The sequence below is a fragment of the Pseudomonas sp. genome (genome assembly GCF_049590575.1).
Lineage (GTDB): Bacteria > Pseudomonadota > Gammaproteobacteria > Pseudomonadales > Pseudomonadaceae > Aquipseudomonas.
Genome location: NZ_JBAWDE010000310.1, coordinates 1 through 12362, shown reverse-complemented (window position 1 = coordinate 12362; position 12362 = coordinate 1). Strand labels below are relative to the sequence as shown.

Below are 12362 nucleotides of genomic sequence, written 5' to 3'. Positions count from 1 at the left end.
CGGCGCAATTGCGCGCCAGGTGTCGTTAAAAATTCCAGGCAAAAAAAATGGCGCCCCTGGGGGCGCCATTCTTTCGGACCTGAAACAGCGTATTACTTGCGTTTCATCGACAAGAAGAACTCGTCGTTGGTCTTGGTGGTTTTCAGCTTGTCGATCAGGAACTCGATGGCTGCAACTTCGTCCATCGGGTGCAGCAGCTTGCGCAGGATCCACATGCGCTGCAGTTCGTCGTCGGCCGTCAGCAACTCTTCGCGGCGGGTACCGGAACGGTTGATGTTGATGGCCGGGAAGACGCGTTTTTCCGCGATACGACGGTCCAGGGGCAGTTCCATGTTGCCGGTACCCTTGAACTCTTCGTAGATCACTTCGTCCATCTTCGAGCCGGTTTCAACCAGCGCGGTGGCAATAATGGTCAGCGAGCCGCCTTCTTCGATGTTCCGCGCGGCGCCGAAGAAACGTTTCGGTTTCTCCAGGGCGTGGGCATCGACACCACCGGTAAGTACCTTGCCGGAGCTCGGGATCACGGTGTTGTAGGCACGGGCCAGACGGGTGATGGAGTCGAGCAGGATCACCACGTCTTTCTTGTGCTCGACCAGGCGCTTGGCCTTCTCGATCACCATTTCAGCAACCTGCACGTGGCGGGTTGGCGGCTCATCGAACGTCGAGGCAACCACTTCGCCACGCACGGTGCGCTGCATTTCGGTTACTTCTTCCGGACGTTCATCGATCAGCAACACGATCAGATGAACTTCAGGATTGTTACGCGCGATGTTCGCTGCAATGTTCTGCAGCATGATGGTCTTACCGGCCTTCGGCGGCGCGACGATCAGGCCACGCTGGCCCTTGCCGATCGGAGCGCACAGGTCGATCACACGACCGGTCAAGTCTTCGGTGGAACCGTTACCGGCTTCCATCTTCATGCGCACGGTCGGGAACAGCGGCGTCAGGTTCTCGAAGAGAATCTTGTTTTTCGCGTTCTCGGGACGATCGAAGTTGATCGTGTCGACTTTGAGCAGGGCGAAATAACGCTCGCCTTCCTTGGGCGGCCGGATCTTGCCAACGATGGTGTCACCGGTGCGCAAGTTGAAACGACGGATCTGGCTCGGCGAGACGTAGATATCGTCTGGGCCGGCAAGATAGGAGGCGTCTGCAGAGCGGAGGAAGCCGAAGCCGTCCTGGAGAATCTCCAGCACGCCATCACCGGAGATTTCCTCGCCGCTTTTCGCGTGCTTCTTGAGCAGGGAGAAAATCACGTCCTGCTTGCGCGAACGGGCCATATTTTCTATGCCCATCTCTTCGGCCAGTTGGAGCAGGTCGGTAATCGGCTTTTGCTTGAGTTCAGTCAGATTCATATAGGAATGACGTAATCATTTATGGAGGGGGGAAATTAAGCTTTTGGCTTAATGAGGCCGCGCCGCGGAGAAGGCGACAGGATCGCGTACTAATCGAAAAGGAATGCGTCGGCGACGGCTTGCAGGGGGCAGTGGAGAAACCAGTGCGGGGCCGAATGTACCACCTGAGTTTGGGAGCGTCTAGCCCTGTTTCACGAAAAAGCCCCGCTATTTGCGGGGCTTTTTTTGACGACGCTTAGATGTTCGCGTCGAGGAAAGCTTGCAGCTGGGACTTCGACAGCGCGCCAACCTTGGTGGCTTGAACTTCGCCATTCTTGAACAGCATCAACGTAGGAATACCACGCACGCCATGCTTGGCCGGGGTTTCCTGGTTGTCGTCGATGTTCAGCTTGGCAATGGTCAGCTTGCCTTCGTAGGTAGTTGCAATGTCGTCCAGGACCGGAGCGATCATTTTGCAAGGGCCACACCATTCAGCCCAGTAGTCAACCAGCACCGGGCCAGCAGCCTTGAGTACTTCGGCCTCAAAGGTCGCGTCGGTGACGTGCTTGATAAGATCGTTGCTCATGGATGTCTCCGGATTGTAAGCAAAAAAAACGTTGCCCATCATAGCCGCCCTTCCCCCGTTCAGGAAGCCGCCTCTGATTGACTCTTGCTATGGCGATGCATGAGTTTGGGTATGAACCGCTCACGGCGTTACGGGAGTCACGAACGCAATCCCGGTACGCAACGCCGCATTGCGTACGTGTTCCTGCATGGTTTTTTGTGCCGCAGCACTGGCACGCCGGGCCAGGGCGCGCAGGATCTTGCGGTGTTCCTGCCAGGTCTCCATCGCGCGTTCCGGCCGGATGAACGGTAGTTTCTGGCTTTCCAGGAACACCTCGGCACTGGCACTCAGAATGCTCACCATCGCCTGGTTGCCGCTGGCCAGCAGAATGCGCTGATGAAATTCGAAGTCCAGCCGGGCGGCCGCCTCGAAGTCGCCCGCCTTGAGCACCTGGCGCATCGCCTCGACATTGTCTTCCAAGCTGTCCAGCGCCTCGATGGTCAAGGTCACCGCCGCCAAACCCGCCGCAAACCCTTCAAGGGCGTAACGCAACTGGAAGATATCCAGCGGCGTGGCCTGCGCCGCGAACGGCCAGGCAAACCCCGGCGACTCCTCGGCCGCCTGCACGAACACGCCTTTGCCCGGCTGCACGCTGACCACACCCAACGCGCTGAGCGATGACAACGCCTCGCGCAGGGACGCCCGGCTCACGCCCAACTGCACCGCGAGGTCGCGCTGTGACGGCAGTGCATCGCCCGCGACAAAGCCCTGCTCCTTGATCAGTTTGCGGATGGCTTGCAGGGCCGCTTCCGGTACGGCTTGGGCGATGGAATTCATAAAATTTCAAGGTTCCAGTCAACTGAGCGGCTAGTTGTAAAGCTATTCGAAGCTGGCGGCAAGCCACGCCCCAAAGGGGCTCGCAGGGTTTTGTCGACGCCCGAAAAGGGTGCGAAAAACCCATCAACTGTTCAGACCAGTAAGACCACCGCACCTCAATAAATCCCGGCCCTGCAGACGATCCTGGCAGTGCTGGCATGGGCTGTGCACTGAGCAAAGTCAGAAAATTCCTTCGCACTTTTCGGAGAGTTGCCATGACCAAGCGCTACAGCGCCCTGCTTACTGCCTTGTTTGCCAGCCTGATGCTGAGCCAGGCACCCGCCCAGGCCAATGGTCTGGACGACATCGTCGCCCGTGGCACCCTCAAGGTTGCCGTGCCTCAGGACTTCCCGCCGTTCGGCTCGGTCGGCCCCGACATGAAGCCACGCGGCCTGGACATCGACACTGCCAAGCTGCTGGCCGACCAGCTCAAGGTCAAGTTGGAACTGACTCCGGTCAACAGCACCAACCGCATCCCATTCCTCACCACCGGCAAGGTCGACCTGGTGATTTCCAGCCTAGGCAAGAACCCCGAGCGCGAAAAGGTCATCGACTTCTCCAAGGCCTACGCGCCGTTCTACCTGGCCGTATTCGGTCCGCCTGACGCCGCCATCAGCACCAACGACGACCTCAAGGGCAAGACCATCAGCGTGACGCGCGGCGCGATTGAAGACATCGAGCTGACCGCCGTGGCGCCCAAGGAAGCCACGATCAAGCGCTTCGAAGACAACAACTCGACCATCGCCGCCTACCTGGCCGGCCAGGTCGACCTGATCGCCAGCGGTAACGTGGTGATGGTGGCGATCAGCGAGCGCAACCCGAAACGCGTACCGGCGCTGAAAGTGAAACTCAAGGATTCGCCGGTGTACGTGGGCGTGAACAAGAACGAGCCGGCGTTGCTGGAAAAGGTCAACCAGATCCTGGTCGCGGCCAAGGCTGACGGCAGCCTGGAAAAGAATGCGATGCAGTGGCTCAAAGAGCCGTTGCCTGCTGACCTGTAACGCGACGGAGCTGATTTATGGCCTATCAATTCGACTTTATGCCGGTGCTGGCCAATACCGACCTGCTGTTGCGCGGCGCGCTGTTCACCCTTGAGCTGACGGCGATTGGCGCGATCCTGGGGGTCGCGCTGGGCACCGTCGGCGCGGTGGTAAGGGCGTGGAAGATCCAGCCGTTCGCCTGGTTTTTCGGGGTCTATGTCGAGTTGATCCGCAACACGCCGTTCCTGGTGCAGTTGTTCTTCATCTTCTTCGGCCTGCCGTCCCTGGGGCTGAAGATCACCGAGTGGCAAGCCGCGGTGCTGGCGATGGTGATCAACCTGGGGGCCTACTCCACCGAGATCATCCGCGCCGGCATCCAGGCCATCCCGCGCGGGCAACTAGAAGCCGCAGCCGCCTTGGCGATGACGCGTTTCGAGGCGTTCCGCCATGTGGTGCTGCTGCCGGCGCTGGGCAAGGTGTGGCCGGCCCTGAGCAGCCAGATCATCATCGTGATGCTCGGCTCGGCGGTGTGTTCGCAGATCGCCACCGAAGAGCTGAGCTTTGCCGCCAACTTTATCCAGTCGCGCAACTTCCGCGCGTTTGAAACCTACGCGCTGACCACCCTGGTGTACCTGTGCATGGCGCTGATGATTCGCCAGTTGCTCAACTGGATCGGGCGCCGGTTTGTGATGAGGAACAGCCGATGAGTGATTTTTCCTTCTGGGATATCGTGCGCAACCTGCTCACTGGCCTGCAATGGACGCTGTTGCTGTCGTTGGTGGCGTTTGTCGGCGGTGGCCTGATCGGCTTGCTGGTGATGACGATGCGCATCAGCCGCAAGGCCTTCGCGCGCAATGTCGCGCGTACCTACATTGAACTGTTCCAGGGCACGCCGCTGCTGATGCAGCTGTTCCTGGTGTTTTTCGGCGTGGCCCTGCTGGGAGTGGACATCTCGCCCTGGCTGGCGGCGGCGATCGCCCTGACCCTGTTTACCAGTGCTTACCTCGCCGAAATCTGGCGCGGCTGCGTTGACTCCATCGCCCACGGGCAATGGGAAGCCTCGGCCAGCCTGGCGCTGAACCCGCTTGAACAACTGCGCTACGTGATCCTGCCCCAGGCGCTGCGGATTGCCGTCGCGCCCACCGTGGGGTTTTCGGTGCAGGTGGTCAAAGGCACCGCCGTGACCTCGATTATCGGCTTCACCGAACTGACCAAGACCGGCGGCATGCTCGCCAACGCCACCTTCGAACCCTTCATGGTCTACGGCCTGGTGGCCCTCGGTTACTTCCTGCTCTGCTACCCCTTGTCCCTCAGTGCGCGCTACCTGGAAAGGAGACTGCATGCCTCTGCTTAGAATTTCCGCCCTGCATAAGTATTACGGCGATCATCACGTACTCAAGGGCATCGACCTGACGGTGGACGAAGGCCAGGTGGTGGCGATTGTCGGCCGCAGCGGCTCGGGCAAATCCACCTTGCTGCGGACCCTCAATGGCCTGGAATCCATCAACGACGGCGTGATCGAAGTCGATGGCGAATACCTCGACGCCGCCCGCGCCGACCTGCGCAGCCTGCGCCAGAAAGTCGGCATGGTGTTCCAGCAGTTCAACCTGTTCCCGCACCTCACGGTCGGCGAAAACGTGATGCTCGCACCGCAGGTTGTGCAAAAAGTGCCCAAGGCCAAGGCGGCCCAACTGGCTAAGCAGATGCTGGAACGCGTCGGGTTGGGCGAGAAGTTCGACGCCTTTCCCGATCGCCTGTCCGGCGGCCAGCAACAGCGCGTCGCGATTGCCCGCGCCCTGGCCATGTCGCCCAAGGTGCTGCTGTGCGATGAAATCACCTCGGCCCTCGACCCGGAACTGGTCAACGAAGTGCTCAGTGTGGTGCGCCAACTGGCGAAAGACGGCATGACCCTGATCATGGTGACCCACGAGATGCGTTTTGCCCGGGAAGTCGGCGACAAGCTGGTGTTCATGCACCAGGGCAAAGTCCATGAAGTGGGCGACCCCAGGGAGCTGTTCGCCAACCCCAGGACGCCTGAATTCGCCAACTTCATTGGCTCGGTGGAACAGCCGGGCTGACCAGCTCGAAACTGCCCTGCCCTTCAAGCTGCGTCTCGCTGCGCACGGCAAAGGCGTCAGCCGGCAGGTCGGTGTCGATATCGACCTGGGCGGTCAATCGCCGACCTGCCACCGGCAGCCCTGCCGCTTGCGCCACCAGGGTCTGGCCGGGCGATAACTGGCCGCTGGCGGGGTCACCGGGTAAATGCGCAGCAGCCCACCCCACCGCACGCCCATCGACTTGGGCGTGTTTGAGGCTCAGGCGAAACCGCCCCTGACGACCCAACCGGAACCCATCGGCATCAGCTGCAACAGCATTGAAACGCAGCCCCATCACAGCAGGTTCAGCGCAAAAAACGCTCAGGCTCAACGAGCGTGTGCCAAGCATAACGGAAGCGTTTTCAACCAGCGCTTCGCTGCGAATGGCGCCATAGTCGATGCGCGGCTGGCTTAAGGATAATCGGCAGTTATCAGCCCGTACGTGAGGCGCTGCCAGCAGCGTGCAGAGCACTGCCAGGCACAGGACGTCAAGCTTGGCGGCCATGGCACACCGCCGACGTGGTTTCATAGAACGAGTCATTGTCAGGCTTGGTCTCGAGGTCAATGCGCAAATGGCAGGTTGAAGAGTCCGGCAATGAAACCCGCAGGCTTTGCGATTCATCGACGTCGTTTAGGAAAATCATGCCCTCACCCACCACGCTGGTGAGGAAGCGGTCACCTTTGCCGAATACTGCGGCGCCCTGAGGCAATGGGCGGCCGTGCTGATCACTCGCGGTGACCAACAGGCGGCGCACTTTCACCACGTCGAAGTTCACCGCATTGACCGACCCACGGCCCGCCGCGAGTAGCTGCGTGCCGTTTTTCAGGTCGACGCGCCTGGGCAGGGATTTGGTCTGCACTTCGACCCGGCTGCGGGTGTAGGCCGGCAAGCCTGCGATCACCGCCTGCCCGCTGAAGTCGGTCCACACCGGGCCTTGCGGAGTCTCGACCTTCGCCGAACCAATATCCCCCACCGAGACAATGCCAAACGTGTCCTGCACCGGATAAGGTGAGAAAGTCAGCCCACGTCCGTGGGCCACTACACCGCCTTGCAACTGCCCGGTATAGCTATTGCCCTGGGGATCACGACTGACGCCCAGGGCAACCTGGGTATAGCGCGGCAGCAGGTTCACCTGCCCACGCACAGATTGCTCCCGGGCGCTGATGTCGCGCTCGACACCCACTTCATAATTCACGTAGTCATTGACCCGTTCGCTGAGCGCCGTACCGGCCGTGAACTGGTCACCCCGGCGACTGGTAAAGCTGCTCACGCGGCGATCACTGCCCAGGGGCACGCTGACCTGCAATCGCACGGACAGCTCATTATCCACAGTCCTTTCGCGCTCCCGGCCACCTGGGTTGGCGCCTGGTTCCCTGCGCGTTCCGCCTACTTGCGAGTCGGCGATCAGCGCAACGTCGGCACGGCTGAATGACTTGTTCCACGCGGCAAATACATGCTCGGTGGCTTGCCGGTCAAATTGCGCACTGCGGGTATAGCCCAGGGAGAACACCCCCAGCGTGGGTTCGGCCCAGCTCATGCCGGCGGTGTATTGATTTTTGAAACGCGAACCCAGCGCATCAGCCCTCAAGCCCCGCGTGGTTTCAGTAACCTCGCGATAACCCGGCGTCTGGGTGGTCGCGCTGAGGTTGACCTCGAGATTGCCGTACACCGGGCTGCTTGCCGAAACGCTGGTGCGCGAGCCGGAGACTGAATTTTTGCTGTCTCGTGAAAGGTTCTGCCGTGCGCTCACGGAAACCTGCTGGAAAAGCCTGCTGCTCAAAGTGCCACCGGCCGACCAGTAACCCTCGGTGCCCAACAAGCCCAGGCCAGCAGAGGCGTTTTGCCCCAGCCCCCATGTGCCGCTGCCCATGGCGACCACCGAGGTGGGAACATGCTCGCCGGTGTTTTCGCGCAGCTTGCCCAGCGAAAAATAATAACCGGGCGCCGCTGGAACAGCCCCCGCAAATGAAGCTGCCGGCACCACAAAACTGCGCCTGACGCCGCGTGCATCGATCACGCCGACCTCAAGGTCACTGGTGCCATTGAGCAACGGCAGCCCGGTCAAGCGGAAGGGACCTTCGGGCACCAGCGTGCTGTGGATCAATACGCCGGACTGGCGAACCTCAATCCGCGACTGGCTCTGGGCAAGGCCCTCCACCACAGCATTGTTGCTGCTGGCGGGTGTGCGCGATTGACCATCCGGGGAAAACTGCAGGCCCGACAATTGGAGGCCGCCAAACACCGGGTTGTTGCTGGAAATCTGGCCCACCTGGAATGTCGAATGCAGTGCTGCAATATCGCGCTGGGCATAGGCGTACAGGTGCTCGGTACGCGCCTCGCCGTTGTCGGACACGTAGAACTGACGGCTGCGCACAATCCAGTCCTCAAGGTTGAAACCCACCTCGGTGTAGGCCGACACAAACCGGCTCGGACCACTGCGCGAGCGGCTGTCGAAACCCAGCACGTCATAGTTGAACAACGCCGCCGCGCCGCCCCTGGAAAAATCCCCGACGTCCCACTCGGGCGCACGCAATGCCTGGGTCGGCACCACCAGTGCTACTTCGTCGGTACCGGGCTGCAGCTTTACCTTGGTCGTCGGGAATGCACCCAGGAAGTCATGGCAGGCCTGTTCCGGTGCGGCGCCTTCGCGGATGACTGCAGCGGGCTGCACCAGCCCGGCTTTCTCCAGCAAACCAGGGGTGAAACACAAGCGGCCGTCCTGGTCGAACCGTGCGTCCACCAACCCAAGCGGGTTACCGTTGACCCGCACCCCCACCACCTGTTCGCCTTCGCCAAAGCGCGCGGCACTGCGGAAGTAGTCGGAGACCTTTGGGTCGATCCCGTGGGCGGTCAGTGCGGCGAGATCGAAGCCCTCCCCCAACTCCAGCGCGGGCGCAAGGCCAGGGACACTCCATAGCGTCGCGAAGCCGATAAACAGGGTCGATACGCCGGGCCAGGTACAGGCCGCAAAACGCTCACTCGAAGGGTTTGTCATGAGTCGATCAACCCTCGCCGGCTTTGATCGGTGTGCGGTAGCTGTCCACCGCAAACCCATAGACCGTGGCCGGTTCGATCTCGACCTCGGCAACGCTGCCCAACGGGCTGTCGACCTTCACCTCCAGCACTTCACCCGGCAAAATGTAGGTCCGCGGCAAAGTCGCCGGCAAACCTTGCGGCAGCAACTTCACCTCCGGCGCCAGGCGTACGACATAGGCGCTGTCGTTATGGACCCTGAGGCGCTCGCCTGCGCGCTTCCACGTCAGCAACTCCCATGGGGTGTGGTGCCTAGGCAGGCCTCGCGGGTGCAGGATCAACGGCAAATTCTGCCGCAGCGTGATACCGATGGTCGCTCCACCAGCAGTGCGCGCCTGGGGAATACCTTCGAAGGACACGCGCTTGAGCCGTTGAGTCTTGAGCGGCGCCTTAAGGGTGCTGATGAAACGCACCAACTGCGTGTCGCCTGCCTCCACCCGCGTAATGGGCGGTGTGACAATCAGTAGCGGCTCCAGGTCCTCGGGTACGTTTTCGATCACCGAATGGAGCAGCGCCGGCCCCGCATCGGTATTCTTGATATTTATTGTGGCTTCACCGTCTTCTTCATAAAGCACCACGACGGTGGTTTCCGGTTGCATGCCGTCAGCGATGGCGGCAGCGGTAAAAAAGAGCCAACCACTGGCACTCCACAATAGCGCACTACTTATTAATAAAAGACCGCGCACTTAACCTTCCCCGCTTACGATTAACTTGACTGTTAACAGTCAAACGCCCACGAGAAAACAGCCAATAAGAAAGCGTAACTTTCTGACCGGCTGTTTTCCGTTGTTTAGATGTAACTCAATACAAGCGTGGCGCGCCCATCAAGTGACACATCGCGACTCAAGTCCAGATCCTGAGCCCGATTGATCACTGCCCTGACCACAAGCGTGCCGGTCAGTTGGTTAATCGACGCAGGAGTAGCGGCCACACCATTACGCCATGAGTACTGACTTGGGGTTTGAGCAACCCTGCCATCGCTTAATTGCCACGCACCCGCGCCGATACGCGTGATGGGGCCCAGTGCCACATTGGAAGCCCGCAGGTCCCTGAGGGTGACCGAATAGCCACCGGTTCGCCGGGTTCCCACCGCGCCCAATCCAAAGTTCTGCGCCTCGGTAAACCCGGCTCCCAGGATATTCGTCACCTTGCTGCCGGCCTGCAGATCAGTAAAGGAAAGCCCGAAGCGGGTAGGCGTCGCGCCGCAATTGACGACCAGCGAAGTGCTGCGTTCTTCGCGCGGGTTGAACGCCGTCTGGGACAATTCGCCGGAGCGAATCGTGCCGTAATCGATAATGCCGCTGCCCGCCAGGCTGAGGTTACAGGCCGCCGGTGTGATCGTGCCCCTGACCACCAATTGGGCGCTGGTGGATGCCTGGGCACTCAAGCCAGCAGCCATGCATGCGATACCGAGAGTCAAGCCAACAATTTTTTTCATGTTTGTCCTGTCACTATAAAGTTTACAGGCGTTGTTTATTTGTGCCTTGGCGACTCCATCGCCTTGTTCTTCATCTTCCGGGAAATACACCACGATAAATAAATAACACCCAGGCAGAATTGCCTGATGACAGTCTGTCGCTTTGGCACTCGACTTAAGAATCAGATAAAACGGTGTTAATTGTGGGCGCCACGAGAATAAGCAGTCGCTACATCTTCACAACGAGGTAGTCCCAGACACAATAACGAAAAAGATACTGACTCACTTAGTGTAGGAAAATCTCATAATCCTTCTACTACACCGCACAGCTAAAATGCCCTACTGCGTCGAGGAACTTACCCACCGGGCCTTACAAAAGAGTCCTACATTTCCCACAATAATTCCCCACAGACAGCCCCATGGAAATTACTGAAGCACAACGCGTTGGCGTCAGCGGTCGATCGTGGCACGATGGCAAGGTTATCGACCGAGACCCCCAAACCATGCCGCAATCCCAAGCCAAGAATCTGTCCCTGATCGCCGCCATCGACCTGGGCTCCAACAGCTTTCACATGGTCGTGGCCAAGGCCCAGAACGGCGAAATCCGCATCCTCGAGCGGCTCGGCGAAAAAGTGCAGCTGGCCGCCGGGATCAACGACGAGCGCCAACTCAACGAAGAGTCCATGCAACGCGGGCTCGATTGCCTCAAGCGCTTTGCCCAACTGATCAACGGCATGCCCCTGGGTGCTGTGCGAATCGTCGGCACCAACGCGTTGCGTGAAGCACGTAACCGTGGCGAATTCATCCGCCGCGCCGAGGAGATCCTCGGGCACCCGGTAGAAGTCATCTCCGGCCGTGAAGAAGCGCGCCTGATCTACCTCGGGGTGTCGCACACCCTGGCCGACACCCCCGGCAAGCGCCTGGTGGCGGACATCGGCGGCGGCAGTACCGAATTCATCATCGGCCAACGTTTCGAACCCTTGCTGCGCGAAAGCCTGCAGATGGGCTGCGTCAGCTATACCCAGCGCTACTTCAAGGACGGCAAGATTACCCCGGCGCGCTACGCCCAGGCCTACACGGCAGCGCGGCTGGAGATCATGAGCATCGAACACGCCCTGCACCGCCTGACCTGGGATGAAGCCATCGGTTCGTCGGGGACCATTCGCGCCATCGGCCTGGCGCTCAAAGCCGGCGGCCATGGCACCGGCGAGGTCAACGCCGAAGGCCTGGCGTGGCTCAAGCGCAAGCTGTTCAAGCTGGGCGACGCGGAGAAAATCGACTTCGACGGCATCAAGCCCGACCGCCGCACCATTTTCCCGGCCGGCCTGGCGATTCTTGAAGCAATCTTCGACGCCCTCGAACTGCAACGCATGGACCACTGCGACGGCGCGCTGCGTGAAGGCGTGCTCTACGACCTGCTCGGCCGCCACCACCACGAGGACGTGCGTGAGCGCACCCTGACCTCGCTGATGGAGCGTTATCACGTTGACCTCGAACAGGCCGCGCGGGTGGAGCGTAAAGCCCTCCACGCCTTTGACCAGGTGGCCGAAGACTGGGACCTGGAAGACGGTGTATGGCGTGAACTGCTGGGCTGGGCGGCCAAGGTGCATGAAGTGGGCCTGGATATCGCCCACTACCATTACCACAAGCACGGCGCCTACCTGATCGAGCACTCGGACCTCGCCGGTTTCTCCCGTGAAGACCAACAGATGCTTGCCCTGCTGGTACGCGGCCATCGCCGCAACATTCCCAAGGACAAATTTGCCGAGTTCGGCGACGAAGGCATCAAGCTGATCCGCCTGTGCGCGCTGCTGCGTTTTGCGATCCTGTTCCACCACATCCGCGGCACCCAGGAAATGCCTCAGGTGACCCTGCGCGCCAATGGCGACAGCCTGGACGTGGTGTTCCCGAAAGGTTGGCTGGACGAGAACCAGCTGACCCAGGCGGACTTCGCCCAGGAAGCGGAGTGGCTGACGCGGGTGGGGTTCAGCTTGAACCTGCGCTAAAGAACACTGCAAAACAAATGTGGGAGGGGGCTTGCCCCCGATTGCAGTGTGTCAGTC

Annotated in this window: 12 protein-coding genes; 5 read left to right on the top strand and 7 right to left on the bottom strand. The window is 60.4% G+C overall.

Annotated features, from left to right (window positions below; translation table 11 throughout):
- Positions 1-92: 92 nt before the first annotated feature.
- The 3 genes from rho to WBR57_RS21650 all read right to left on the bottom strand — a co-directional run bounded on the left by rho (position 93) and on the right by WBR57_RS21650 (position 2733).
- Positions 93-1352: a transcription termination factor Rho gene (gene rho, locus WBR57_RS21660; protein ID WP_003176825.1), complete on the bottom strand. Its 1260-nt coding sequence runs from the start codon at positions 1350-1352 to the stop codon at positions 93-95.
- 235 nt (positions 1353-1587) lie between these two features.
- The gene (trxA, locus tag WBR57_RS21655) at positions 1588-1917 is read right to left on the bottom strand and encodes a thioredoxin TrxA (RefSeq protein ID WP_424086466.1); all 330 of its coding nucleotides are present in this window, start codon (positions 1915-1917) and stop codon (positions 1588-1590) included.
- 120 nt (positions 1918-2037) lie between these two features.
- Positions 2038-2733 carry a FadR/GntR family transcriptional regulator gene (locus tag WBR57_RS21650; RefSeq protein WP_424086464.1) on the bottom strand — a complete coding sequence of 232 codons (696 nt, stop codon included), beginning with the start codon at positions 2731-2733 and terminating at the stop codon, positions 2038-2040.
- A 254-nt stretch (positions 2734-2987) separates the two neighbouring features.
- Between WBR57_RS21650 and WBR57_RS21645 the strand changes: the two genes are divergently transcribed.
- From WBR57_RS21645 to WBR57_RS21630, 4 genes are read left to right on the top strand one after another with little or no spacing between them, the layout of a single operon-like run.
- Positions 2988-3773 carry a transporter substrate-binding domain-containing protein gene (locus WBR57_RS21645; RefSeq protein WP_424086462.1) on the top strand — a complete coding sequence of 262 codons (786 nt, stop codon included), beginning with the start codon at positions 2988-2990 and terminating at the stop codon, positions 3771-3773.
- Positions 3774-3790: 17 nt separating this feature from the next.
- Positions 3791-4459, top strand: coding sequence for an amino acid ABC transporter permease (locus WBR57_RS21640; RefSeq protein ID WP_064454658.1), 669 nt, complete (start codon positions 3791-3793; stop codon positions 4457-4459).
- Positions 4456-5106 (top strand): amino acid ABC transporter permease, encoded by a 651-nt coding sequence (locus WBR57_RS21635; RefSeq protein WP_424086460.1) that lies wholly within the window; start codon positions 4456-4458, stop codon positions 5104-5106. Before WBR57_RS21640 ends, WBR57_RS21635 begins: the two co-directional genes overlap by 4 nt.
- Positions 5093-5830, top strand: coding sequence for an amino acid ABC transporter ATP-binding protein (locus WBR57_RS21630; protein WP_424086458.1), 738 nt, complete (start codon positions 5093-5095; stop codon positions 5828-5830). Before WBR57_RS21635 ends, WBR57_RS21630 begins: the two co-directional genes overlap by 14 nt.
- Here the strand turns inward: WBR57_RS21630 and WBR57_RS21625 are convergent.
- The 4 genes from WBR57_RS21625 to WBR57_RS21610 all read right to left on the bottom strand — a co-directional run bounded on the left by WBR57_RS21625 (position 5802) and on the right by WBR57_RS21610 (position 10320).
- Positions 5802-6353 (bottom strand): hypothetical protein, encoded by a 552-nt coding sequence (locus tag WBR57_RS21625; RefSeq protein WP_424086456.1) that lies wholly within the window; start codon positions 6351-6353, stop codon positions 5802-5804. The two genes, WBR57_RS21630 and WBR57_RS21625, sit on opposite strands and share 29 nt — an antisense overlap.
- Positions 6337-8844 (bottom strand): fimbria/pilus outer membrane usher protein, encoded by a 2508-nt coding sequence (locus WBR57_RS21620; protein WP_424086454.1) that lies wholly within the window; start codon positions 8842-8844, stop codon positions 6337-6339. Before WBR57_RS21620 ends, WBR57_RS21625 begins: the two co-directional genes overlap by 17 nt.
- 7 nt (positions 8845-8851) lie before the next feature.
- The gene (locus WBR57_RS21615; RefSeq protein WP_424086517.1) at positions 8852-9550 is read right to left on the bottom strand and encodes a fimbria/pilus chaperone family protein; all 699 of its coding nucleotides are present in this window, start codon (positions 9548-9550) and stop codon (positions 8852-8854) included.
- 122 nt (positions 9551-9672) lie between these two features.
- On the bottom strand, positions 9673-10320 hold the full coding sequence (locus WBR57_RS21610; RefSeq protein ID WP_424086452.1) for a DUF1120 domain-containing protein: 648 nt from the start codon (positions 10318-10320) through the stop codon (positions 9673-9675).
- A 482-nt stretch (positions 10321-10802) separates the two neighbouring features.
- On the opposite strand from WBR57_RS21610, the gene ppx reads away from it, so the two are divergent.
- Complete coding sequence (gene ppx / locus WBR57_RS21605; RefSeq protein WP_424086450.1) at positions 10803-12305, top strand: exopolyphosphatase; 1503 nt, start codon at positions 10803-10805, stop codon at positions 12303-12305.
- Positions 12306-12362 lie beyond the last annotated feature (57 nt).

Bases quoted from the DNA above. Each gene is read 5' to 3' on its own strand.
- rho (WP_003176825.1), bottom strand. From the start codon at position 1,352: ATGAATCTGACTGAACTCAAGCAAAAGCCGATTACCGACCTGCTCCAA.
- WBR57_RS21610 (WP_424086452.1), bottom strand. From the start codon at position 10,320: ATGAAAAAAATTGTTGGCTTGACTCTCGGTATCGCATGCATGGCTGCT.
- WBR57_RS21620 (WP_424086454.1), bottom strand. From the start codon at position 8,844: ATGACAAACCCTTCGAGTGAGCGTTTTGCGGCCTGTACCTGGCCCGGC.
- WBR57_RS21635 (WP_424086460.1), top strand. From the start codon at position 4,456: ATGAGTGATTTTTCCTTCTGGGATATCGTGCGCAACCTGCTCACTGGC.
- ppx (WP_424086450.1), top strand. From the start codon at position 10,803: ATGCCGCAATCCCAAGCCAAGAATCTGTCCCTGATCGCCGCCATCGAC.
- trxA (WP_424086466.1), bottom strand. From the start codon at position 1,917: ATGAGCAACGATCTTATCAAGCACGTCACCGACGCGACCTTTGAGGCC.
- WBR57_RS21645 (WP_424086462.1), top strand. From the start codon at position 2,988: ATGACCAAGCGCTACAGCGCCCTGCTTACTGCCTTGTTTGCCAGCCTG.
- WBR57_RS21640 (WP_064454658.1), top strand. From the start codon at position 3,791: ATGGCCTATCAATTCGACTTTATGCCGGTGCTGGCCAATACCGACCTG.
- WBR57_RS21650 (WP_424086464.1), bottom strand. From the start codon at position 2,733: ATGAATTCCATCGCCCAAGCCGTACCGGAAGCGGCCCTGCAAGCCATC.
- WBR57_RS21625 (WP_424086456.1), bottom strand. From the start codon at position 6,353: ATGGCCGCCAAGCTTGACGTCCTGTGCCTGGCAGTGCTCTGCACGCTG.
- WBR57_RS21630 (WP_424086458.1), top strand. From the start codon at position 5,093: ATGCCTCTGCTTAGAATTTCCGCCCTGCATAAGTATTACGGCGATCAT.